Below are 19,970 nucleotides of genomic sequence, written 5' to 3'. Positions count from 1 at the left end.
CGGTCAGGCGGCGGGTGGCTCGGCGTGGCCGGTGGCGGCCCGGCGGGCCCGCCAGCGTTCGCCGAGCGAGTCGAGTTCCTCCTGGATGAAATGGAAGAAGTCCCGCATCTCGGCCACCCGTTCGCCGCCCGGGGTGGCGGTGCCGCCCAGTGCGGTGACGCCCGCGTCGGCGATGTCGATGAAGTTCTTGTAGAGGCCGGTCTTGGTGATGGTGCCCTCGTACCAGGGGTTGTCCGGTAGCCGGTAGTGGTCCCGGCGCGAGCGCGGGACCGGTTCGCGGACCAGCATGCTGACCTGGGTCAGGTGGCGTACCGCGCCGGAGACGGCTGCCGCGCTGACGCCGAGCCGTTCGCCGATCTGGGCGGCGGTCAGCGGGCCGTCGGCGCTCATCACGGCGAACAGGACCCGGGCGGACATCCGGGGGAAGCCGACGTCCGCGAAGGCCATCGCCATCCGTTCGACGAAGAGGTGGACCTCGTCGTCGTGGCCGGGTCGACGGTCGTCAGGCATCGGACGCTGCTCCTCGGGCTCGGGACGGTTCAGGCGATGGTGCCGCACCGAACAGAGTCTTCACAACTTTGTGAAACGAGTGTAGCTTCCGAATTGTGGAAACCCCGATAGCGGTGACCGGCCTGGTGAAGACCTTCGGCCGCACCCGGGCCCTCGACGGGCTCGACCTGACCGTGCGGGCCGGCGAGGTGCACGGCTTCCTCGGCCCGAACGGCGCCGGCAAGTCGACAGCCATCCGGGTCCTGCTCGGGCTGCTGCGGGCCGACGCGGGGGCCGTCCGACTGCTCGGTGGTGACCCGTGGCGCGACGCCGTCACGCTGCACCGCCGCCTGGCGTACGTGCCGGGTGACGTCACCCTCTGGCCGCAGCTCTCCGGCGGCGAGGTGATCGACCTGCTCGGGCGGATGCGCGGCGGGCTCGACCCGAAGCGCCGCGCCGAGCTGCTGGAATCGTTCGAGCTGGACCCCCGCAAGAAGGGGCGCACCTACTCCAAGGGCAACCGGCAGAAGGTCGGCCTGGTCGCCGCGCTCGCCTCCGACGTCGAACTGCTCATCCTCGACGAGCCCACCTCCGGGCTGGACCCGCTGATGGAGGAGGTGTTCCAGCACTGGATCGACCGGGCCCGGCGCGACGGCCGCACGGTGCTGCTGTCCAGCCACATCCTCGCCGAGGTGGAGGCGCTCTGCGACCGGGTGACGATCATCCGCAACGGTCGCCACGTCGAGACCGGCACCCTGACCGAGCTGCGCCACCTGCACCGCACCGCGATCGACGCCGAACTGGCCGGCCCGGCCGACGGCCTGGCCGACCTGCCCGGCGTGCACGACCTGCGGGTCGACGGCGACCGGGTCCGCTTCGCCGTCGACACCGTCGCGCTGGACACCGCGCTGCGCCGGCTCACCGAGATCGGCGTCCGCAGCCTGGTCAGTCAGCCGCCGACGCTGGAGGAGCTGTTCCTGCGCCACTACGAGACGCCCCCGGCCCCCGCCGCCGCGTCGGACGCCGACCAGCCGACCGGGGTACGGCGATGAGCTCCCTCACCGGCACCGGTCACCTGGCCCGGCTGATCCTGCGCCGGGACCGGATCGTCCTGCCGCTGTGGGTGCTGCCGCTGGCCGTCCTGCCGGTGTCGTACGCGGGCAGCTTCCTCGCGCTGTTTCCCACCGCCGCCGAGCGGGCCGCGTACGTCACCGGCACCGCCAGCAACCCGTCGGTGGTGGCCCTGCTCGGCCCGGTCTACGGCGACAGTATCGGCGCGCTGACCGCCCAGCGGGGCGGCTTCCTCCAGGTGATCGTCGCACTGGCCGCCCTGCTCACCGTCATCCGGCACACCCGCACCGAGGAGGAGGCCGGCCGGCGGGAACTACTCGGCGCGACAGTGCTCGGCCGGCACGCCGGGCTCACCGCCGCGCTGCTGGTGACGTACGCGGCCAGCCTGGTGCTCGGCCTGCTCACCGCCGCCGGGCTGGCCGCCACCGGCCTGCCGGCGACCGGCTCGCTGGCGTACGGGCTGTCGGTGGCGCTGGTGGGGACGGTCTTCGCCACGGTGGGCGGGGTGGCCGCCCAACTCGCCCAGAGCGCCGGTGGGGCACGCGGGATCGCCGCCGGGGTGCTCGGGGTGGCGTTCGCGCTCCGGCTGGTCGGCGACACCTCCGACCAGGAGTGGCCGAGCTGGCTCTCCCCGCTGGGCTGGGCCGCGCGCGTCCGCGCGTACGCGGGGGAGCGCTGGTGGGTGCTGGCGCTGCCGGTCGCGTTGACCGTGCTGCTGGCGGTGGTGGCGTACCCGGTGTCGGTGCGCCGGGACCTCGGGGCCGGCGTGCTGCCGTCGCGACCGGGCCCGGCGCGGGCCGGACGGGGGTTGTCCGGGCCGTTCGGGCTGGCCTGGCGGCTGCACCGGGGGCCGCTGCTGGGCTGGTCGGTGGGGTTCTTCCTGCTCGGGTCGGTGGTCGGTGGCGCCGCCGAGGCGGCCGGCCGGTCGGTCGCCGGCAACGCCGCGTTGGAGCAGGTGATGGCCCGGCTGGGTGGCGCGTCGGGGCTGGCCGAGGCGTACCTGGGGGTGTCGTTGGGGGTGGCCGGGTTGGCCGCCGCCGGCTACGGCGTCCAGGTGGCGTTGCGGATGCGGTCGGAGGAGGCCGCCGGGCGGGCCGAGCCGGTGCTGGCCACCGGGGTACACCGGTCGACCTGGCTCGCCTCACACCTGGTGTTCGCCCTGGCCGGGCCGGTGCTGGTGCTGGCATTGGCGGGGCTGGCGGCCGGCCTGACCTACGGGCTGAGCATCGGTGACGTGCCGGGCCAGCTGCCCCGGATGCTGGGTGCCGGCCTGGCGCAGGTGCCGGCGGCCTGGGTGCTGGCCGGTCTGGCGGTGCTGCTGTCCGGGCTGCTGCCCCGGCTCGCCCCGGCGGCCTGGGCGGTGCTCGCGGTGGTGGTGCTGCTCGGTCAGCTCGGCGCGGTGCTGGAGCTGAGCCAGTGGCTGCTGGACCTGTCGCCGTTCACGCACACCCCGCAGGTGTTGCGGGCGGGCTGGAGCGTGACCCCGCTGCTGGTCCTGACCGGGCTGGCCGGGGTGCTCTGCGCGGTCGGCTTCGCGTCCTTGCGCCGTCGCGACGTCCCGGTCGGCTGACCGGTCAGCCGGAGGGGGTCTCGTTACGGATCATCAGGGCGGAACGGAGGCCGGTGATGTCGAGGACGCGGAGCAGGAAGTCGCCCACGTTGCTCAACATCAACAGGCACTGGGAGTGGCTGGCCTTGCGACTGAGCACCACCAGCGTGCCCAGCCCCTGCGAGTCGCAGAAGGTCACCCCGGCCAGGTCGAGCACGATGCGCGGCGGAGGATCGGCGAGCACCTCGTTCACGACCGTCGACAGCTGGGCGGCGGTGAGCATGTCGATCTCACCGGCCAGGCGCAGCACCACTTCGTCGCCCGTCCGGTGTACCGTGATGGACAGCTCGGCACGATCCACGCCGTCAGCCTATCGCGATCCCGCCAACCCGGCCCGGTGAGACGATCCGCCGTGCCGACCACCGCGCGGGCGGCAGCTCCGCCACCGGCTCCGGGTGGGGTGAGCCGGGTAACCCGGCCCCGGGGTGGCTGCGGATTCTCCGGCCGGCGCTGACACAATGGGCCGCATCGTGACCGATACCTTTTCCGCCGGCACCGGCCGTTACCCCGCCGACGCGCCGGCCTCCGAGGCCCTGTTCGACCGCGCCCGGGCCATCGTGCCGGGCGGGGTCAACTCCCCCGTGCGCGCGTTCCGTGCCGTCGGTGGCACCCCGCGCTTCATGGTCCGGGGGGAGGGTCCCTGGCTGTACGACGCCGACGGGCGACGCTACGTCGACCTGGTCTGCTCGTGGGGGCCGCTGATCCTGGGCCACGCCCACCCCGAGGTGGTCGAGGCGGTGCGGGAGGCGGCCACCCTCGGCACCAGCTTCGGCACCCCCACCCCGGGTGAGGTGGAGCTGGCCGCCGAGATCGTCGAGCGCACCCCGGTCGAGCAGGTCCGGCTGGTCAACTCGGGCACCGAGGCGACCATGTCGGCGATCCGGCTGGCCCGCGGCTTCACCGGTCGCTCCAAGATCATCAAGTTCGCCGGCTGCTACCACGGTCACTCCGACGGGCTGCTCGCCGCCGCCGGCTCCGGCGTCGCCACCCTCGGCCTGCCCGACTCGCCCGGGGTCACCGGCGCGGCGGCCGGCGACACCATCGTGCTGCCCTACAACGACCTCACCGCCGTCGAGGCGGCGTTCGCCGCGCAGGGTCCGCACATCGCGGCGGTCATCACCGAGGCCGCCGCCGGCAACATGGGCGTGGTCGCCCCCCGCGACGGCTTCAACTCCCGGCTCGCCGCGATCGCCCACGCGCACGGCGCGCTGCTCATCGTCGACGAGGTGATGACCGGGTTCCGGGTCTCCCGCGCCGGCTGGCACGGCCTCGACCCGTCGGATGCCGACCTGTGGACGTACGGGAAGGTGATGGGGGGCGGGCTGCCCGCTGCGGCCTTTGGCGGGCGCACGGAGATCATGTCCCGGCTCGCCCCGGCCGGCCCGGTCTACCAGGCCGGAACGCTCTCCGGTAACCCGCTGGCCTGCGCCGCCGGCCTGGCCACCCTGCGGCTCGCCGACGACGCGCTCTACCGCCGGCTCGACGACACGGCCGCCGTCGTGGGCAAGCTCGCCGCCGACGCGCTGGCCGCCGCCGGGGTCCCGCACCGCCTGTCGTACGCGGGCAGCATGTTCTCGATCTTCTTCACCGCCGCCGACGTGGTCGACTACGACAGCGCCCGCACCCAGCAGGTGCCCGCGTTCAAGGCGTTCTTCCACGCGATGCTCGCCGCCGGCGTCTACCTGCCGCCGAGCGCGTTCGAGTCGTGGTTCGTGTCGGCGGCGCTCGACGACGCCGCCCTGGAGCACATCGCCGCCGCCCTGCCCGGCGCGGCGACAGCAGCGGCAGCGGCAGGCAGCGGGGGGTAAACACCAATGACCAAGACCGTCGTCCACGTGCTGCGGCACGGCGAGGTGCACAACCCGGACCAGATCCTCTACGGCCGGCTGCCCGGCTTCCGGCTGTCGGAACTGGGCGTGCAGATGGCCAAGGCCGCCGCCCAGGCCGTCGCCGAACGGGAGATCGTGCACGTGGTGGCCAGCCCGCTGGAACGCGCCCAGCAGACCGCCGAGCCGATCGCCGGCCAGTTCGGGCTCCCGGTCGGGGTGGACGAACGGCTGATCGAGAGCGCCAACTGGTTCGAGGGCAAGAAGGTCTCGCCCGGCGACGGCTCGTTCCGCGACCCGCGCAACTGGTGGGTGCTGCGCGACCCGGTGACCCCGAGCTGGGGTGAGGCGTACCGGGCCATCGCCGAGCGGATGTTCGCCGGGCTGCACGCCGCCCGGGTGGCCGCCGAGGGGCGCGAAGCGGTCATCGTCTCCCACCAACTGCCCATCTGGACGCTGCGCCGCTACGTCGAACGCAAGCGGCTCTGGCACGACCCGCGCCGCCGGCAGTGCGGGCTGGCCAGCCTCACCTCCTTCCACTTCGACGGGGCGAAGGTGGTCGGGATCGGGTACTCCGAGCCGGCTGCGCACCTGATCGCGATGTCCGCGACAGCCCGGACGGCCAAGGGGGCCTGAGATGCGTTCCCGGAGGCCGCTGGCCGTCCTGCTCGCCGCCGTCACCGCCGGGGCGGCGCTGGCCGGCTGCTCCTCCGGCACCGAGGAGAGCCGGTGCGCCAACAACGGCGGCATCGTCGAGTGCGCCCCCGACCAACGCTCCGCCGCCCCGACGATCGCCGGTGACCTGCTCACCGGTGGCCGGTACGACACCTCCCAGGCCCGGGGGCAGGTGGTGGTGGTCAACTTCTGGGGTTCCTGGTGCGCGCCCTGCCGGGCCGAGGCCGACGACCTGGAGGCCACCTACCAGGCCACCAGGGCGTCCGGGGTGACCTTCCTCGGCATCAACGTGCAGGACAGCCGGGACAAGGCGATCGCCTTCGAGGAGGGTCGGGTCACCTATCCGAGCCTGTTCGACCCGGCGAGCCGGCTGGCGCTGGCCCTGGACATCCCGCCGAACACCATCCCGGCCACCGTCGTGCTCGACCGGCAGGGCCGGATCGCCACCGTGATCCGGGCCGCCGTCACCACCGACGGGCTGCGCCCGATCGTCGAGCGGATCGCCGCCGAAGAGCCGGCGTCGACCGGTTCCCGCTGATGGGCGAGACGTTCCGCGAACTCGCCCAGTCCGGCCCGCTGCTGCTGGCCATCGGCGCGGCGGCGCTCGCCGGGCTGGTCAGCTTCCTGTCCCCGTGCGTACTGCCGCTGATGCCCGGCTACCTGTCGTACGTGACCGGCCTGGCCGGCACCGACCTGGAGGGCCGCGCCCGGCCGACCACCCCGCCCGACGCGGACCCCACCCCGGGCGGCGGCCCGGCACCCGGTGGCGACCCGGCCACCGAGGGCGGCTCGGCACCCGGCGGCGGTTCGGCACCCGGCGGCGGTTCGGCATCCGGCGGCACGGTGGCGGTGGCGACCCGGGCGGCGGCCCGTCCGGTGGCGGCGGTCAAGGGCCGGGTGCTGGCCGGGACGTTGCTGTTCATCGCCGGCTTCACCGTCGTCTTCACCGCCACCGCGATCCTCTTCGCCGGGTTCGGCCGGATCTTCTTCGACTACGAGCGCACCTTCCAGGTCGTCATCGGCGCGCTGATCGTCCTGCTCGGGCTGAGCTACCTGGGGGTGCTCCCCGGGATGCAGCGGGAACTGCGCATCCGTCGGCTGCCCGCCGCCGGGCTGCTCGGTGCGCCGGTGCTCGGCGCGGTGTTCGCGCTGAGCTGGATGCCGTGCACCGGGCCGACGCTGGGCGCGGTGCTCGGGATGGCCGCCACCGGTGGGCAGACCGACCGTGCCGTGGTGCTGGCGGTGGCGTACTGCCTCGGGTTGGGGTTGCCGTTCGTGGTCTTCGGGTTGGGCTTCCACCGGCTGCTCGGGGTGTTCCGTGCGGTCCGACGCAACAGCCGCTGGGTGACCCGGATCGGCGGGGTGCTGCTGATCCTGATCGGTCTGGCGCTGGTCACCGGCGGTTGGCAGAACTTCGTGATCTGGTTGCAGACGACGGTGGGCCCCGGCGAGGTGAGCATCTGATGACGACCGTCGACGACCGCCCGGCCAGCCCGCCCGCCGAGGCTCCCCGCCGCCGGCCGAATCCGCTGCTGGCCCTGCTGCGCAACTCGTGGCGGCAGCTCACCAGCATGCGTACCGCGTTGATCCTGCTGTTCCTGCTCGCGGTCGCGGCCATTCCCGGCTCGGTGCTGCCGCAGCGCGGGGTCAACCCGGAGAACGTCGACAGGTACTTCGTCGAGCATCCGGAGCTGGCCCCGCAGCTGGACCGGATCGGCGCGTTCGAGGTGTTCGGCTCGGTCTGGTTCTCCGCCATCTACCTGTTGCTGTTCACCTCGCTGGTGGGCTGCATCCTGCCCCGGATGCGTGAGCACGTGCGGGCGTTGCGGGCCCGGCCGCCGGCCGCGCCCAAGCGGATGGAGCGGCTGCCGCAGCACACCGTGCTGGAGTCGCCGGGCGCCGCCGACCCGCAGGCCATCGCCGCGGTGCTGCGTCGCCGCCGGTGGCGGGTGCAGGTGCGCGGCAACGAGGTCTCCGCCGAGAAGGGCTACCTCAAGGAGACCGGCAACCTGCTGTTCCACACCTCGCTGGTCGCCGTGCTGCTCGGGGTCGCGCTCGGCTCGTGGTACGGCTGGCACGGCAACAAGCTGCTGGTGGCCGGCGCGGACAACGCGTTCTGCAACACCCGCCAGCAGTACGCCGAGGCGAAGCTCGGCCCGCGCGTCGACAGCGCCGACCTGCCGCCGTTCTGCCTGACCCTCGACCGGTTCGACGCCCGGTTCCTGCCGTCCGGGCAGCCGGAGAGCTACCGCGCCACGGTGACCGTCGACCGCCCCGACGGCTCGGACCGGCGGACCGCCACCTTCTCGGTCAACTCGCCGCTACGGCTGGGCTCCGCCAACGTCTACCTGCTGGGTCACGGCTACGCCCCGATCCTCAGGTACACCGACCGGTACGGCCGTAGCCAGACCAGCACGGTGCCGTTCCTGACCAGCGGCGACGCCAACCTCACCAGCGAGGGGGTGGCCGCCTTCCCGGACGCCAACGTCGACCCGGCGACCGGCCGGCGGGACGCCAACCAGCAGGTCGCCTTCGAAGGGCTGTATCTGCCGACCGCCCCGGACACCGGGCCGTTCGCGTCGTCGCGGTTCCCCGAGGAGCGCAACCCGGCCGTGGTGCTGGCCGCCTACCGGGGCAACCTGGGGCTGGACGCCGGCATCCCCGGCTCGGTCTACCAGCTCGACCAGCGCCAGGTGACCAACGGCAAGCTCAAGCAGGTGGGCGACAGGAAGCTGGCCCCGGGCGAGACGTGGACCCTGGACGACGGCAGCAAGCTGGAGTTCCTCGGCACCAGGAGCTACATCACCCTCTCCGTCCGGCACGACCCGGGCGAGAAGCTGATGCTGGGTGCCTGCGTGGTGCTGCTGGTCGGGCTGATGGGGTCGCTGTTCGGCCGTCGGCGGCGGGTCTGGTTCCGGGTGACGCCCCCCGACAGTGGATCTCCGACGGGCGGTAGTAGCTTGGTGTCGGCCGGTGGGCTGCCGCGCACCGATCATCCGGGGTTCGCCGAGGAGTTCGCGTCTCTCGTCGCGGCGGTACGCGACGACGGGCGGCCCGACCGGCCGGCGCGAGAGGGAGTCGAGTGATGTCCGCAGTCTCCGACCAGTTGGTGACGTTCGCGATCCTGGTGTACCTGATCGCGATGATCAGCCACGCCGTCGAGTACGCCCTGGGCAACGTCCGTGCCGTCGCCGCCCGGGTCACCCCGGCGCGGGAACTGGTCGGCGCGGGCGTGGGTCGCGCGGGAGTCGACAAGGTCGACGGGCCGGCGGCCGACGCGCCCCCTGCGGGCACGCCCTCGTCGACCCGGCCGAGTCGTTCGGCCGGTCGGGCCCGGCTCGCCGGGCGGATCGCCGCCGGGCTGACCGTGCTCGCCGCCGCGCTGCACCTCGGCGCGCTGGTCACCCGGGGCATCGCCGCCGACCGGATGCCCTGGGGCAACATGTACGAGTTCGTGCTGACGGTCACCTGGATCGGGACCGCCGCCTGGCTCGTGGTGCTCGGGAAGCGGCCGTCACTGCGCCGGCTCGGGCTGTTCCTCACCCTGGTCATGGTGCTGCTGCTGGCGTTCGCCGAGCTGAAGCTCTACGTCCCGGTGGTGCCGCTGATGCCGGCGCTCCAGTCGTACTGGTTCATCATCCACGTGTCGACGATCGTCTTCTCCTCAGGCATCTTCCTGCTGGGCGTGGTGCCGGCGGTGTCGTTCCTGCTGCGCAACGGCTACGAGCAGGGGCGGCGCAGCTTCCCGTACACGCTGGCCCGGCGGCTGCCCGGAGCGGCCGACCTGGAGCGGCTGACCTTCGCGCTGCATGCCTTCTCGTTCCCGATCTTCACGTTCGCGGTGATCGCGGGCGCGATCTGGGCCGAGGCGGCGTGGGGCCGGGCCTGGGGCTGGGACCCGAAGGAGACCTGGGCGTTCATCTCCTGGGTGGTCTACGCCGGTTACCTGCACGCCCGCGCCACGCCCAGCGTCCGGCGCAACGTGGCGACCTGGATCGCGGTGCTGGGCTTCCTGACCGTGCTGATGAACCTGTTCGGGGTGAACTTCTTCTTCACCGGCCTGCACTCGTACGCCGGGGTGGAGTGAGCCGGCCGGTGAGCACCCGGTCGACGCCCAGGGTCACCTGGTAGGCGACCTCCGGGACGTCGGCCAGGTCGAGGTGCTCGGCCCGTAGGGCGAGCTGGGCGTGCAGCTCCCGGGCCACCGCGTCGCGGATCTCCCGTTGGAGCGGGGAGAGGCCGTCCGGATCGCCCACGGTGTACGCGTCATCCATGCGCCCATCCTCCGCCGGAGAAGCGGGCTGTGTCGACGCCCCACGGCCTGCGGAACGTATAACTACAGTTCTTAGAAGTGTAGTTATACGAATTGCAGAGCCCGGAATTGGTGAGGGGGCGTCGCCGGACCTCCCCTGGATGCCGGGGATTCGGGAGCGGTGCTGGAGTGGGGCCGGGGAACACCGGCGGGACTGTGGAGCGGCGGGGTCTGACAGGGCGCTTCCTGATGACTACTCTGCGACACGGTGATTCCGTCCGCTGCCGGGTGGACGGTCGCCGTCCCGATAGGAGTGCCGGATGAGCGAGCGGGTGTCGACGGCGGAGCTGATCCGGGCCCAGTTGCGCCGGTCGCGGGCGACTGCCGGCCTGACCCAGGAGGAGTTCGGCCGCCGGGTGCACTACTCCCCGTCGACGGTGTCGGCGGTGGAGCTGGGGCAGGTCGTGCCGAACCACTCCTATCTCAAGCGCGCCGACGACGTCCTCGACAGTGGCGGCCTCTTCGTCGCGCTGCGCGAGTTGGGGCGGCGCGACGGTGAGCCGGTGTGGTTCCGCCCGTGGCTGGAGGCCGAGCGGACGGCGACCCAGCTGCGCTGCTTCGGCGCGACCATGGTGCCGGGCCTGTTGCAGACCGCCGACTACGCGCGGGCAGGCTTCCGACTTGATCTCAGTTACACCGCGGAGCGGATCGAGGAGTTGGTGGCGGCCCGACTCGCCCGGCAGGAGATCCTCGACCGGGAGCACGCGCCGCAGCTCACCGCCGTGATCGACGAGACCGCGCTCCGCCGGTTCGCCGAGGGCTGCGCCGAGGTGATGGCCGGTCAGCTCCGGCACCTGATCGAGTGCGCCCGCCGGCCGCACGTCAACGTGCACGTCCTGCCGGCTACGGTCGGATTGCATGCGGGCCTTTTCGGGCCGTTCATTCTCGGCTGCTCGGCCGACGGCGACTGGGTGGGCTTTCTCGACACGCAGACCGGCGGCACGGTGGTGGACGACATCGACGGGGTGGCGACGCTGCTGGGAAGATGGGAAACTCTGCGCAGTGAGGCGCTGCCCCGACAGCAGTCGATCGACCTGCTTGAGGAGATCGTGAGGCCATGGATCTGACCGACGCCCGGTGGCGCAAGGCCACCCGCAGCGGCAACGACTCCGGCGCCTGCGTCGAGGTCGCCGACAACCTGCCCGGTCGGGTGCACGTCCGGGACTCCAAGGACCGCGACGGCGGGGTGCTGACCTTCGCCCCGGCCGCCTGGCGGGCCTTCGTCGCGCAGACCCGCCGCCACTGACCGCCCGCCGGCCGGCGGGCACTCCCGTCGCACAGGCTGGGCCACTGGTGACTCCGGGCGCGTTCCTGACGTCCGCGTCGGTCGCCGGGCAGGTGTGCCCGGAGGGCGTTTCAGCTGCCGAACCAGCAGGGGACGTCGAGGCGGAAGGTGTCCGGCGGGGTGACCGCGCGCAGGTCGTCCTCCAGGGCGGCCACCCGCTCCGCGCCGAGCCGGCCAACCCACTGCTCCCGTAGCGCGTCGAAGATCGTCGCCGAGCGGCGCAGCCCGTCGACGCCCTTAGCCGTCATCCGGATCAGCTTGCGGCGGGCGTCGGCCGGGTCGTCGGCGCGTTCCAGGTAACCGAGGGCGACCAGCCGGTCGACGGTCTTTCCGGCGGCCTGCTTCGAAATGCCGAGGCGGTGGCCCAGCTCGGACGCCGTGGTGCCGTCGACCCCGACGGCCTGGAGCGCGAAGCCGTGCGCCGGCCGCAGTTCGGGGTGGCCCTGCCGGGCCAATTCGGCGTGCAGGTCGTCGATCAGGCTGCGGAAGCCGGCGAGCAGCAGCAGCGGCAGCACGAAACCGGGGCGCTGGGGGTCACCCGTCGACATGTTCGACAACCTGGTTTACTGTTTCGACAACCACGTTGACTATCGTACGTGAGGGGTACCGCCATGTCCCGACCCGGCTTCACCACCCACACCGTCGACACCGCGCCCGACGCCGCCCGGCCGACCATGGCCGGCGTACAGCGGAAACTCGGCCACCTGCCCGGCGCGGTCGGGCTGATGGCCGAGTCCCCCGAGCTGCTCAAGGGGTTCCTCGCCGCCTCCGCGACCTTCGAGACCACCGACCTCGCGCCCGTCGAACGGGAGGTGGTGGTGCTGACCGTCGCCACCCGCAACCGGTGCCACCTCTGCGTGGCGATGCACACCGCCACCCTGCACCGGCTGGATGCCGCCCCCGCCCTCGTCGCCGCGTTGCGCAACAGCACCGAACTGCCCGAACCCCGGCTGGCGGCGCTGCGCCGGTTCACCCGCGCCGTCCTCGACCACGCCGGTGACGTGCCGGACGACGAGCTGACCGCCTTCCTTGACGCCGGCTACCGGCCCCGGCACGCCCTGGACGTGGTGCTCGGGGTCGGGACGTACACCATCTCGACCCTCGCCAACCGGCTCACCCGCGCCCCGCTCGACCCGCCCCTCGCCGCGTACGCCTGGGAGCCGGCGGCCTGACCGACCGGCCGCCGTCGAGGACGGACACCTTGCGCTGGCACGAAAGTAAAAAACAACTTTAGTTCTTCGGCTTCACCTGAACGGAACCTAAAGCTTTTCTTTAGGTTGGTAGCCTTGGCGAGTGTCAACATCGAACCGGCGAGCGCTGTTCCAGCTTGCTGCCCGTCAGCACGGCTACGTCACCGCCGCGCAGGCTCGGGAAATTGGATACTCGTATCAGGCGCAGAAACACCACGTTGATCACGGCAACTGGGTGCGGGTCGACCGGGGAGTTTTCCGGCTGATGGATTGGCCGGCGCATCCGGCGGACCATCTCGTCCGTTGGGTGCTGTGGAGCGGGGCGGTGGGCGTGGTGAGTCATGCCAGCGCGCTCTCCGTGCACGACCTTGGTGATCTCGACCCGGCCAGGGTGCATCTGTCGGTTCCCGCGCGGTTCCGACGCTCGGCTCCGGAGATCGTCCTGCACCGACCGCTTCCCCCCGAGGCGGACATCGAAGATCGAGAAGGGTTCCGGGTGACGACCCCGAGTCGCGCACTTGCCGAGTGCGCACAGGCAAGGATCGAGCAACAGTGGCTCGACGGTGCTGTCGCCGAGGCGCTCAGCCGGGGCCTCACCACTGCACGGCGTCTGCGTGCCGCCGCCACGGAGTTGGGTCCGACGGCGGAGCTGGGTGCGCATATCGCCCTGGCGGCGGCAGGTCGATGAGCAGGAGATACTCGACGGCTTCCGCGCTGCGTGCTGCCGTCGACAACCGCATCCTCGAACGTGCGCGACTGCTCGGCAGGGACCCCAACTGGCTCCGTCGTCGCCTTGCCTTCACCCGGCTCCTGGTGCGCCTCGTTCACCAGAACACCGATGCCTGGGTGCTCAAGGGCGGGCAGTTCCCGCCGGACCGGGGCTGTCAGTCGTGCAGGAAGGGGAGTAGCAGGGCGGTCAGCTCGGCCGGGCGCTCCTCGAACAGCCAGTGGCCGCAGTCGGCGACCACCCGGCCGTCGACCGTGTGGGCGTAGCGGCGTACCTGGTCGGCGACCTGACCGCCGAGGCTGGCCGCCGCGCCGACGGCCAGCACCGGCATCGGCAGCGGATTCTTCCGGTACGCGGTGTTGTCCTTGACGTCCTGCGCGAAGGCCCGGAAATAGTTGAAGCTGGCCCGCAGGTGCCCCGGGTCGGTCAGGTGCCGGGCGTACTCCTCGATGTCGTCCGCGCCGATGCTGCCCTTGTGCACCATGATCGAGTCGGTGAAGCGGTCCACCCAGCGCGCCTCCCGGCCGGTGACCAGCTCCTCCGGCAGGCCGTTGGTGAGGTTGAAGAAGCCGAAGTTCCACACCGCCGGCCCGGCCTCGGTCAGCGCGGGAAACGTGTAGATGCCCTCGTCCGGGATCGGTGCCTCGGACAGCACCAGCCGGGACACCGCGTCCGGGTGGGCGGCGGCGTAGGCGTACGCGACCATGGTGCCCACGTCGTGGCCGACCAGCCGGATGTCGTCGGCCAGGCCCAGCCCGGTCAGCAGCCCGTGCAGGTCGGTGGCGACGGTCTTCTTGTCGTACCCGTCGGGTGGGGCGTCGCTGTCGCCGAAACCGCGCAGGTCGGGGGCGACCACGTGGTACGTCGCGGCCAGCTCCGGCAGCAGCCCCCGCCACATCCGCCAGCACTGCGGATAGCCGTGCAGCAGCACCAGGGTCGGTCCACGGCCGCCCCGGACATAGTTGATCGCCACGTCACCGACCTGCGCCCGCTGTTCGGTGAAGCCCGCCGGAACCCGTCCGTCGCCCATCCCCGCCCCCGTCCCGACGTCGCCGGCCCGACCAGCCGCCCCACCGTCACCCGTGCAACGAGCAGCTGCCGGGTGGGGAGACGCACACCGCCGGGTCCCACCCGGCGTGGGCGGGGCCGGCGGGGGTGCGGGAGACTGGCCGTATGGCGGCTCGTGGCTTCCCGTACACCGATCTCAAGGACTTTCTCGCGGCGCTGGAGCGGGCGGGCGAGCTGCGGCGGGTGACCGTCCCGGTGGACCCCACGCTGGAGATCAGCGAGGTGGTCACCCGGACGGTCCGGGCCGGCGGGCCGGCGCTGCTGTTCGAGCGGCCCACCCGGGGTGAGATGCCGGTGGCGATCAACCTGTTCGGCACCGAGAAGCGGATGGCGATGGCGCTCGGCGTCGACTCGCTCGACGAGATCGGCGACCGGATCGGCGCGTTGATCAAGCCGGAGCTGCCGGTCGGCTGGTCCGGCATCCGCGAGGGCCTGGGCAAAGTCATGCAGCTCAAGTCGGTGCCGCCGCGCAAGGTGAAGACCGCGCCCTGCCAGGAGGTGGTCTACTCCGGTGACGACGTCGACCTGGGCCGGCTGCCCGGCCTCCAGGTCTGGCCCGGCGACGGCGGGATCTTCCACAACTACGGGCTGACCCACACCAAGCACCCGGAGACCGGCAAGCGCAACCTCGGGCTCTACCGCCTCCAGCAGCACTCCCGCAACACCCTCGGCATGCACTGGCAGATCCACAAGGATTCCACCGCCCACCACGCGGTCGCCGAACGGCTCGGGCAGCGGCTCCCGGTGGCCATCGCCATCGGCTGCGACCCGGTGGTCAGCTACGCCGCCTCCGCGCCGCTCCCCGGAGACATCGACGAATATCTGTTCGCCGGGTTCCTGCGCGGCGAACGGGTCGAGATGGTCGACTGCCTGACCGTGCCGTTGCAGGTGCCGGCACACGCGCAGATCGTGCTGGAGGGCTACCTGGAACCCGGCGAGCGGCTGCCCGAAGGGCCGTTCGGCGACCACACCGGTTTCTACACCCCGGTCGAACCGTTCCCGGTGCTGCACGTCGAGACGATGACCACGCAGCGCAACCCGGTCTACCACTCGATCGTCACGTCCAAGCCGCCGCAGGAGGACCACGGCCTCGGCAAGGCCACCGAGCGGATCTTCCAACCGCTGCTCAAGCTGCTGATCCCGGACATCGTCGACTACGACCTGCCGGCCGCCGGAGTGTTCCACAACTGCGCGATCGTGTCGATCAACAAGCGCTACCCCAAGCACGCGCAGAAGGTGATGAACGCCATCTGGGGCGCGCACCTGATGTCGCTGACCAAGCTGATCGTGATCGTCGACGCCGACTGCGACGTGCACGACTACAACGAGGTCGCGTTCCGCGCCTTCGGCAACGTCGACTACGCCCGCGACCTGCTGCTCACCGAAGGGCCGGTGGACCACCTCGACCATGCCTCCTACCAGCAGTTCTGGGGCGGCAAGGTCGGTGTCGACGCCACCCGTAAACTGCCCGCCGAGGGCTACACCCGGGGCTGGCCCGAGGAGATGACGATGTCGCCGGAGGTCACCTCCCTGGTCGACAAACGCTGGAAGGAGTACGGCATCTGATGGCCACCGCCGTCGCCCCGGCCCCCCGCCCCGGCCGGGTCAAATCCTTCCTCAAGCTCGTCGCGATCGAGCACTCCGTCTTCGCGCTGCCGTTCGCGTACCTGTCGGCGCTGACCGCGATGCAGGTCAACGGCGGTCGGGTGCGGTGGGGAGACCTGCTGCTGATCACCGTGGCGATGGTCGGTGCACGCACGTTCGCGATGGCCGCCAACCGCATCCTCGACCGGCGGATCGACGCCCGGAACCCGCGTACCGCCGGGCGGGAACTGGTCACCGGGGCGGTGAGCGTGCGGACGGCCTGGACCGGCGCGGCCGTCGCCCTAGTGGTCTTCCTCGCCGCCGCCGCCCTGCTCAACCCGCTCTGCCTGGTGCTCGCCCCGCTCGCCGTGATCCCGCTGGTCGTCTACCCCTACGGCAAGCGGTTCACCGACTGGCCGCACGCCATCCTGGCCGTCGCCCAGGCGGTCGGCCCCGTCGGCGCCTGGCTCGCCGTCACCGGCACCTTCGCCGGGTCCGGGCCGGCCTGGCTGCTCGGCGCGGCCGTCGGCCTGTGGATCGGCGGCTTCGACCTGATCTACGCCTGCCAGGACGACGAGGTCGACAGGCAGATCGGGGTACGCAGCGTTCCCGCCCGCTACGGCCGGCGCTTCGCCCTGCACGCCTCCACCGGGGCGCACGTGGTGACGTTCGCGCTGTTCATCTGGTTCGGCGCGCTGGTCGGCTTCGGTTGGCCCTGGTGGATCGGGCTGGCGTTCACCGCGGTCGCGTTCGGCTACCAGCACGTGGTGGTCACCCCGACCGACCTGAGCCGGGTCAACCGGGCGTTCTTCACGGCGAACGGTTTCGTCGGCATCGCCCTGTTCGTCTTCGCCCTGCTCGACCTGGTGATCCGCCTCGACCTGCGCCCCTGATCCCGCCTCCTTCCGGCTGCTCATCTCCGGCGCTGCACCGTCCTGCGCCCCGCTCTGCCCCGCCCCGCCCGTTGTCCTTGATGATCAAGAAGTTTGCGTCAGTTGATCAAGAGGTTCAGGTCAACTCGAAGATCAAACTTGACGCAAACTTCTTGATCACCGGGGCGGGGTGGGCGTCGGTGGGGCGGGGGTCGGTGGGGGTGGGGGGTTAGGGGTGGGGGTGGACGGGGTAGCGGGCGCTTTCCAGGGTCCAGTCGATGGTGCCCCGGACGGCGTTCGCGATGCCGTCGAGGTGGGCGGCGACGGCACCGTCAAGCGCCGGGCCGAACGACGGGACCGCGGCGCACTGCACCTGGAACCGGGTCATCGTGTCCCGCCAGCGGTCGGCGACCAGTTCGGCGGCCCGTTCCACCGGCACGGCCTGTTCGTCGGCGAGCGCCAGCACCAGGTTGTGCCCGCCCGAGGTGGTCCGGTCCCGTTCCATCGAGGCAAGGTCGTTGTACCAGGAGAGCAGGTCGTTGCCGAGGTCACCGATCCGGCGTAGCAGCGGATGGTGGTAGACCGCGTCCGGTAGCGTCCGACCCCCGACGAACTCGATCAGCGGGTACGACACGTACGCCGCCGAGGTGGCCCGGCGCAGCGTCACGTACTCGGCCACGTTGGGCGGCCGGCCGCTCTCCTTCGCCACCGCCTCCCGCCAGTTGCCGTCCAGGTGGTCGCCGACCGCGTCGGCGAACCGCAGCCGCCAGCGCGCCGGCATCCGGCGGCGGGGCACCCGCCACGCCTCGACCAGCAGCCGGCGCAGCGGCCCCCCGAATCCCGGGTGCCGCCGTCGGGGCCCGTCGTGCAGCAGGGTCAGCGTCCCGCGTCGCAGTGCCCGGATCTGCTCCGAGGGCAGCCGGTCCGGCCCGTCGCAGGCGTCGTCGACCAGGAAGAACCAGGTGAAAAGGGCCGACACGGTACGCAGGTCCGGCTCGCTGGCGTCCGGGTAGAGGCGGCCCGCGTACCTGGCGAAGCCGGCCCGGTCGAGCCGGTGCAACGCCTCGACGCTCAACGGCAGACCCAGCCGGGGTAGCAGTTCCAGCAACCACTCCTGCACGCCGTCGGCGTACGGGGAGAGCCGGGGCGGGATCGGGCACGTCGACCGTAACGACCAGAGGATCTTGTCGACCATTATCGATGTCTCCCCCGTGCCGTGTGGATCTTTAGTCCGCAGCATCGCAGGTCGAGCGCTGACCTGTCGGCCGGGCCCGCCGTCGGAGGCGCGGCCCACCGGTACGGCGACGGTGGGTCGACCGGCCGGTCCCGCACCGTGCCGACGGGGCGATCACGGGGGTGGGCGTCGGCGGTCGGCGTACACCAGGCAGGCTGGGCGTATGCGCGAACCATGGGTGGTGGGGGTTTCCGGGGCGTCCGGCACCCCCTACGCGGCGGCCGTCGTCCGGGGCCTGCTCGACGCCGGGCAGCCGGTGGACCTGATCGTGTCCCGGGCCGCCCGGCTGACCGTCCTGGACGAGACCGGCCGGCCGTTCCGGGACGGCCGCTGGGCCGAGGACCTCGCCGGTTGGCTGGGCCGCGACCTCACCGGCGACGACGTGCGGCACTGGCCGGCCGGTGACATCGCCGCCGGCCCGAGCAGCGGCTCCTACCGGGTACGCGGCATGGCGGTCGTGCCGGCCAGCACGGCGGCCTGCGCCGGCATCGCCATCGGCCTGTCGAAGGACCTGCTGCAACGCGCCGCCGAGGTCAACCTCAAGGAACGACGCCCGGTGGTGCTGGTGCCCCGGGAGACCCCGGTGACCCGCAGCCACCTGGAACACCTGATCGCGCTGCACGACGCCGGCGCGGTGGTGCTGCCGGCCAGCCCCGGCTTCTACGGCGCGGGTGCGTCCGCCACCGCCCAACAACTTGTCGACTTCGTCGCCGGCAAGGTGCTGGACGCCCTGGGCGTGCCGCACACCCTGTTCCGCCGCTGGTCGGGCGAGCTGGCCGCCGACCGCTGACCCGCCCCCGACCGCTGGCCGGCCCGACCGCTGGCCGGCCCGTGCTCAGCCCATGCGGGTCGCTGCCCGCCGGCCCTGGCGCAGGGCCCGGACGGCGGGCAGGTGGCGCTGCCCGGGGCCGTTCAAGCGGCGACGGGCCGGCCTCGTCGGCCGGCCCGTGCGTCCGTCTCGCACCATTCAGTACATCCCGGCATTGGCCGGACCCGGCCCGGTCGAGGCGGCCGGGCCCACGTTGCGTGGCTTGCCCATGTCGTCCGCCTCGTCCAACATGCCCTCCCCTTCCAGCAGGGCCCGCACCTCGGATTCCCGAAACCGGCGATGCCCGCCTGGAGTCCGGATGCTGCCTATCCGGCCGGCCGCCGCCCACCGCGTCACAGTCTTCGGGTCCACCCGAAACAGTGCGGCGACCTCACCCGGTGTCAGCAGGCGATCTCCAGTGTCCACAGCCCCCTCCTCGCGTCGACGAAGCCCTCGGCTGAACACACTGCCCCCGGCCGGTGCGAGCCCAGAGCCGTCATGAGGGACGTATGGCAATTACAGCACCAGCGAACTGGCCTGTCCGCCAAACGCGAAAAACGCACGGAGTGGGAAGTTAGTAAATGGTACCGGCGCGGGACTCCCTTGACCGTCGGTCTGCGAACTGTCACCTGCTGTCAGATCCAACGGATGCCGGTCGCCGGACGTTACGCCCCAACGGATAGGCTCACCCTCCGTGGACGCGATCGACCGGAGCCTCGTCGAACTACTGCGGAGTAACGCCCGCCTGTCGTACGCCGAGCTGGCCCGGCAGGTCGGCCTCTCCGCGCCGGCCGTGCACGAACGGGTCGGCAAGCTGGAGTCCAGCGGCGTCATCCGGGCCTACCGGGCCGAGGTCGAGCCGGAGGCGATCGGCCTCGGCGTGACCGCGCTCATCGGCATCGTCGAGGACTCCGGCGGGGACACCGACGACGTGCTGGAGACGTTCCGGCAGATGCCCGAGATCGAATCCTGCTACTTCATGGCCGGCGTCGAGTCCTTCCTGCTCAAGGCTCGGGTGGGCACCATCGCTGAGCTGGAACAGCTGATCGTACGGCTGAGCCGTACCCCCGGGGTGGCCTCCACCCGTACCGGCATCGCCCTGTCGACCAAGTGGGAGAACCGGCCCCAGCCGATCGAGCCGTCGGCCTCCTGACCGGCTGGTGCGAGCGGCGACGACGCCGGGTCGGCCCGAACCCGAGCCGACCTCGCTTGTACCGTTG

General features: G+C 72.1%; 22 protein-coding genes and 2 pseudogenes. 17 read left to right on the top strand and 7 right to left on the bottom strand.

Annotated features, from left to right (window positions below; genetic code table 11):
- Positions 1-3: 3 nt before the first annotated feature.
- Positions 4-510, bottom strand: a complete 507-nt coding sequence (locus ACWCHM_RS26920) for a GbsR/MarR family transcriptional regulator (RefSeq protein WP_454220319.1) — start codon at positions 508-510, stop codon at positions 4-6.
- A gap of 95 nt (positions 511-605) precedes the next feature.
- On the opposite strand from ACWCHM_RS26920, the gene ACWCHM_RS26915 reads away from it, so the two are divergent.
- Both ACWCHM_RS26915 and ACWCHM_RS26910 read left to right on the top strand, forming a co-directional pair.
- Positions 606-1,541 carry an ABC transporter ATP-binding protein gene (locus tag ACWCHM_RS26915; RefSeq protein WP_454220317.1) on the top strand — a complete coding sequence of 312 codons (936 nt, stop codon included), beginning with the start codon at positions 606-608 and terminating at the stop codon, positions 1,539-1,541.
- Positions 1,538-3,130, top strand: a complete 1,593-nt coding sequence (locus ACWCHM_RS26910; RefSeq protein WP_454220316.1) for an ABC transporter permease — start codon at positions 1,538-1,540, stop codon at positions 3,128-3,130. The genes ACWCHM_RS26915 and ACWCHM_RS26910 overlap by 4 nt, the downstream gene beginning before the upstream one ends.
- A 4-nt stretch (positions 3,131-3,134) precedes the next feature.
- Here the strand turns inward: ACWCHM_RS26910 and ACWCHM_RS26905 are convergent, their stop codons facing one another.
- Positions 3,135-3,470, bottom strand: a complete 336-nt coding sequence (locus ACWCHM_RS26905; RefSeq protein ID WP_088642049.1) for an STAS domain-containing protein — start codon at positions 3,468-3,470, stop codon at positions 3,135-3,137.
- Between the two features lie 169 nt (positions 3,471-3,639).
- On the opposite strand from ACWCHM_RS26905, the gene hemL reads away from it, so the two are divergent.
- From hemL to ccsB, 7 genes and pseudogenes are all read left to right on the top strand, one after another.
- Complete coding sequence (hemL, locus tag ACWCHM_RS26900; RefSeq protein ID WP_454220315.1) at positions 3,640-4,977, top strand: glutamate-1-semialdehyde 2,1-aminomutase; 1,338 nt, start codon at positions 3,640-3,642, stop codon at positions 4,975-4,977.
- 6 nt (positions 4,978-4,983) lie between these two features.
- Positions 4,984-5,631 carry a histidine phosphatase family protein gene (locus ACWCHM_RS26895; protein WP_204958615.1) on the top strand — a complete coding sequence of 216 codons (648 nt, stop codon included), beginning with the start codon at positions 4,984-4,986 and terminating at the stop codon, positions 5,629-5,631.
- A gap of 1 nt (position 5,632) precedes the next feature.
- Entirely contained in the window at positions 5,633-6,208 is a 576-nt protein-coding gene (locus ACWCHM_RS26890; protein ID WP_204958616.1) for a TlpA family protein disulfide reductase, read from the top strand.
- Positions 6,208-7,134 carry a cytochrome c biogenesis CcdA family protein gene (locus ACWCHM_RS26885; protein WP_454220313.1) on the top strand — a complete coding sequence of 309 codons (927 nt, stop codon included), beginning with the start codon at positions 6,208-6,210 and terminating at the stop codon, positions 7,132-7,134. The genes ACWCHM_RS26890 and ACWCHM_RS26885 overlap by 1 nt, the downstream gene beginning before the upstream one ends.
- Complete coding sequence (resB, locus tag ACWCHM_RS26880) at positions 7,134-8,756, top strand: cytochrome c biogenesis protein ResB (RefSeq protein WP_454220312.1); 1,623 nt, start codon at positions 7,134-7,136, stop codon at positions 8,754-8,756. The genes ACWCHM_RS26885 and resB overlap by 1 nt, the downstream gene beginning before the upstream one ends.
- Positions 8,756-8,917: pseudogene (locus tag ACWCHM_RS26875) on the top strand (c-type cytochrome biogenesis protein CcsB); the annotation flags it as partial. The gene resB and the pseudogene ACWCHM_RS26875, both read left to right, overlap by 1 nt.
- A gap of 69 nt (positions 8,918-8,986) precedes the next feature.
- Positions 8,987-9,757 (top strand): annotated as a pseudogene (gene ccsB / locus ACWCHM_RS26870) (c-type cytochrome biogenesis protein CcsB); the annotation flags it as partial.
- On the opposite strand, the gene ACWCHM_RS26865 reads toward ccsB, so the two are convergent.
- A complete protein-coding gene (locus ACWCHM_RS26865) occupies positions 9,723-9,944 on the bottom strand; it encodes a hypothetical protein (RefSeq protein ID WP_421489653.1) in 222 nt (73 codons plus the stop codon). The pseudogene ccsB and the gene ACWCHM_RS26865 sit on opposite strands and share 35 nt — an antisense overlap.
- 298 nt (positions 9,945-10,242) lie before the next feature.
- Here ACWCHM_RS26865 and ACWCHM_RS26860 point away from each other — a divergent pair, with 298 nt between their 5' ends.
- A complete protein-coding gene (locus tag ACWCHM_RS26860; protein WP_454220310.1) occupies positions 10,243-11,049 on the top strand; it encodes a helix-turn-helix domain-containing protein in 807 nt (268 codons plus the stop codon).
- Positions 11,040-11,228, top strand: coding sequence for a DUF397 domain-containing protein (locus ACWCHM_RS26855; protein WP_088642057.1), 189 nt, complete (start codon positions 11,040-11,042; stop codon positions 11,226-11,228). The genes ACWCHM_RS26860 and ACWCHM_RS26855 overlap by 10 nt, the downstream gene beginning before the upstream one ends.
- Before the next feature lie 110 nt (positions 11,229-11,338).
- Here the strand turns inward: ACWCHM_RS26855 and ACWCHM_RS26850 are convergent, their stop codons facing one another.
- Positions 11,339-11,815, bottom strand: coding sequence for a MarR family winged helix-turn-helix transcriptional regulator (locus ACWCHM_RS26850; RefSeq protein WP_454220308.1), 477 nt, complete (start codon positions 11,813-11,815; stop codon positions 11,339-11,341).
- A gap of 48 nt (positions 11,816-11,863) precedes the next feature.
- Between ACWCHM_RS26850 and ACWCHM_RS26845 the strand changes: the two genes are divergently transcribed.
- Both ACWCHM_RS26845 and ACWCHM_RS26840 read left to right on the top strand, forming a co-directional pair.
- Positions 11,864-12,439: a carboxymuconolactone decarboxylase family protein gene (locus ACWCHM_RS26845; protein ID WP_454220307.1), complete on the top strand. Its 576-nt coding sequence runs from the start codon at positions 11,864-11,866 to the stop codon at positions 12,437-12,439.
- 121 nt (positions 12,440-12,560) lie between these two features.
- Positions 12,561-13,145 (top strand): type IV toxin-antitoxin system AbiEi family antitoxin domain-containing protein, encoded by a 585-nt coding sequence (locus ACWCHM_RS26840; RefSeq protein ID WP_204958624.1) that lies wholly within the window; start codon positions 12,561-12,563, stop codon positions 13,143-13,145.
- A gap of 196 nt (positions 13,146-13,341) precedes the next feature.
- On the opposite strand, the gene ACWCHM_RS26835 is transcribed toward ACWCHM_RS26840, so the two are convergent.
- The gene (locus tag ACWCHM_RS26835; protein ID WP_454220306.1) at positions 13,342-14,214 is read right to left on the bottom strand and encodes an alpha/beta fold hydrolase; all 873 of its coding nucleotides are present in this window, start codon (positions 14,212-14,214) and stop codon (positions 13,342-13,344) included.
- Between the two features lie 143 nt (positions 14,215-14,357).
- On the opposite strand from ACWCHM_RS26835, the gene ACWCHM_RS26830 reads away from it, so the two are divergent.
- Together ACWCHM_RS26830 and mqnP are read left to right on the top strand one after the other, a co-directional pair.
- Entirely contained in the window at positions 14,358-15,818 is a 1,461-nt protein-coding gene (locus ACWCHM_RS26830; RefSeq protein WP_204958627.1) for a menaquinone biosynthesis decarboxylase, read from the top strand.
- Entirely contained in the window at positions 15,818-16,729 is a 912-nt protein-coding gene (gene mqnP, locus ACWCHM_RS26825; RefSeq protein ID WP_204958628.1) for a menaquinone biosynthesis prenyltransferase MqnP, read from the top strand. Before ACWCHM_RS26830 ends, mqnP begins: the two co-directional genes overlap by 1 nt.
- Positions 16,730-16,937: 208 nt before the next feature.
- On the opposite strand, the gene ACWCHM_RS26820 is transcribed toward mqnP, so the two are convergent.
- The gene (locus tag ACWCHM_RS26820; RefSeq protein ID WP_204958629.1) at positions 16,938-17,903 is read right to left on the bottom strand and encodes a terpene synthase family protein; all 966 of its coding nucleotides are present in this window, start codon (positions 17,901-17,903) and stop codon (positions 16,938-16,940) included.
- 202 nt (positions 17,904-18,105) lie between these two features.
- Between ACWCHM_RS26820 and ACWCHM_RS26815 the strand changes: the two genes are divergently transcribed.
- Positions 18,106-18,732 carry a UbiX family flavin prenyltransferase gene (locus ACWCHM_RS26815; protein ID WP_454220305.1) on the top strand — a complete coding sequence of 209 codons (627 nt, stop codon included), beginning with the start codon at positions 18,106-18,108 and terminating at the stop codon, positions 18,730-18,732.
- A 177-nt stretch (positions 18,733-18,909) separates the two neighbouring features.
- Here ACWCHM_RS26815 and ACWCHM_RS26810 read toward each other — a convergent pair whose 3' ends face one another.
- On the bottom strand, positions 18,910-19,176 hold the full coding sequence (locus ACWCHM_RS26810) for a BldC family transcriptional regulator (protein ID WP_084261470.1): 267 nt from the start codon (positions 19,174-19,176) through the stop codon (positions 18,910-18,912).
- Positions 19,177-19,444: 268 nt separating this feature from the next.
- On the opposite strand from ACWCHM_RS26810, the gene ACWCHM_RS26805 reads away from it, so the two are divergent.
- Positions 19,445-19,903, top strand: coding sequence for an Lrp/AsnC family transcriptional regulator (locus ACWCHM_RS26805; RefSeq protein ID WP_204958631.1), 459 nt, complete (start codon positions 19,445-19,447; stop codon positions 19,901-19,903).
- Positions 19,904-19,970: the final 67 nt, after the last annotated feature.

The sequence above is a fragment of the Micromonospora sp. SCSIO 07396 genome (assembly GCF_053667945.1).
This window is presented reverse-complemented; position numbering and strand designations above follow the sequence as displayed.

What these genes read in the sequence shown, in the direction of transcription:
- ACWCHM_RS26920 (WP_454220319.1), bottom strand. Translation starts at nt 510, where the DNA reads ATGCCTGACGACCGTCGACCCGGCCACGACGACGAGGTCCACCTCTTC.
- ACWCHM_RS26910 (WP_454220316.1), top strand. Translation starts at nt 1,538, where the DNA reads ATGAGCTCCCTCACCGGCACCGGTCACCTGGCCCGGCTGATCCTGCGC.
- ACWCHM_RS26895 (WP_204958615.1), top strand. Translation starts at nt 4,984, where the DNA reads ATGACCAAGACCGTCGTCCACGTGCTGCGGCACGGCGAGGTGCACAAC.
- ACWCHM_RS26890 (WP_204958616.1), top strand. Translation starts at nt 5,633, where the DNA reads ATGCGTTCCCGGAGGCCGCTGGCCGTCCTGCTCGCCGCCGTCACCGCC.
- ACWCHM_RS26885 (WP_454220313.1), top strand. Translation starts at nt 6,208, where the DNA reads ATGGGCGAGACGTTCCGCGAACTCGCCCAGTCCGGCCCGCTGCTGCTG.
- resB (WP_454220312.1), top strand. Translation starts at nt 7,134, where the DNA reads ATGACGACCGTCGACGACCGCCCGGCCAGCCCGCCCGCCGAGGCTCCC.
- ACWCHM_RS26865 (WP_421489653.1), bottom strand. Translation starts at nt 9,944, where the DNA reads ATGGATGACGCGTACACCGTGGGCGATCCGGACGGCCTCTCCCCGCTC.
- ACWCHM_RS26860 (WP_454220310.1), top strand. Translation starts at nt 10,243, where the DNA reads ATGAGCGAGCGGGTGTCGACGGCGGAGCTGATCCGGGCCCAGTTGCGC.
- ACWCHM_RS26855 (WP_088642057.1), top strand. Translation starts at nt 11,040, where the DNA reads ATGGATCTGACCGACGCCCGGTGGCGCAAGGCCACCCGCAGCGGCAAC.
- ACWCHM_RS26850 (WP_454220308.1), bottom strand. Translation starts at nt 11,815, where the DNA reads ATGTCGACGGGTGACCCCCAGCGCCCCGGTTTCGTGCTGCCGCTGCTG.
- ACWCHM_RS26835 (WP_454220306.1), bottom strand. Translation starts at nt 14,214, where the DNA reads ATGGGCGACGGACGGGTTCCGGCGGGCTTCACCGAACAGCGGGCGCAG.
- ACWCHM_RS26830 (WP_204958627.1), top strand. Translation starts at nt 14,358, where the DNA reads ATGGCGGCTCGTGGCTTCCCGTACACCGATCTCAAGGACTTTCTCGCG.
- mqnP (WP_204958628.1), top strand. Translation starts at nt 15,818, where the DNA reads ATGGCCACCGCCGTCGCCCCGGCCCCCCGCCCCGGCCGGGTCAAATCC.
- ACWCHM_RS26820 (WP_204958629.1), bottom strand. Translation starts at nt 17,903, where the DNA reads ATGGTCGACAAGATCCTCTGGTCGTTACGGTCGACGTGCCCGATCCCG.
- ACWCHM_RS26815 (WP_454220305.1), top strand. Translation starts at nt 18,106, where the DNA reads ATGCGCGAACCATGGGTGGTGGGGGTTTCCGGGGCGTCCGGCACCCCC.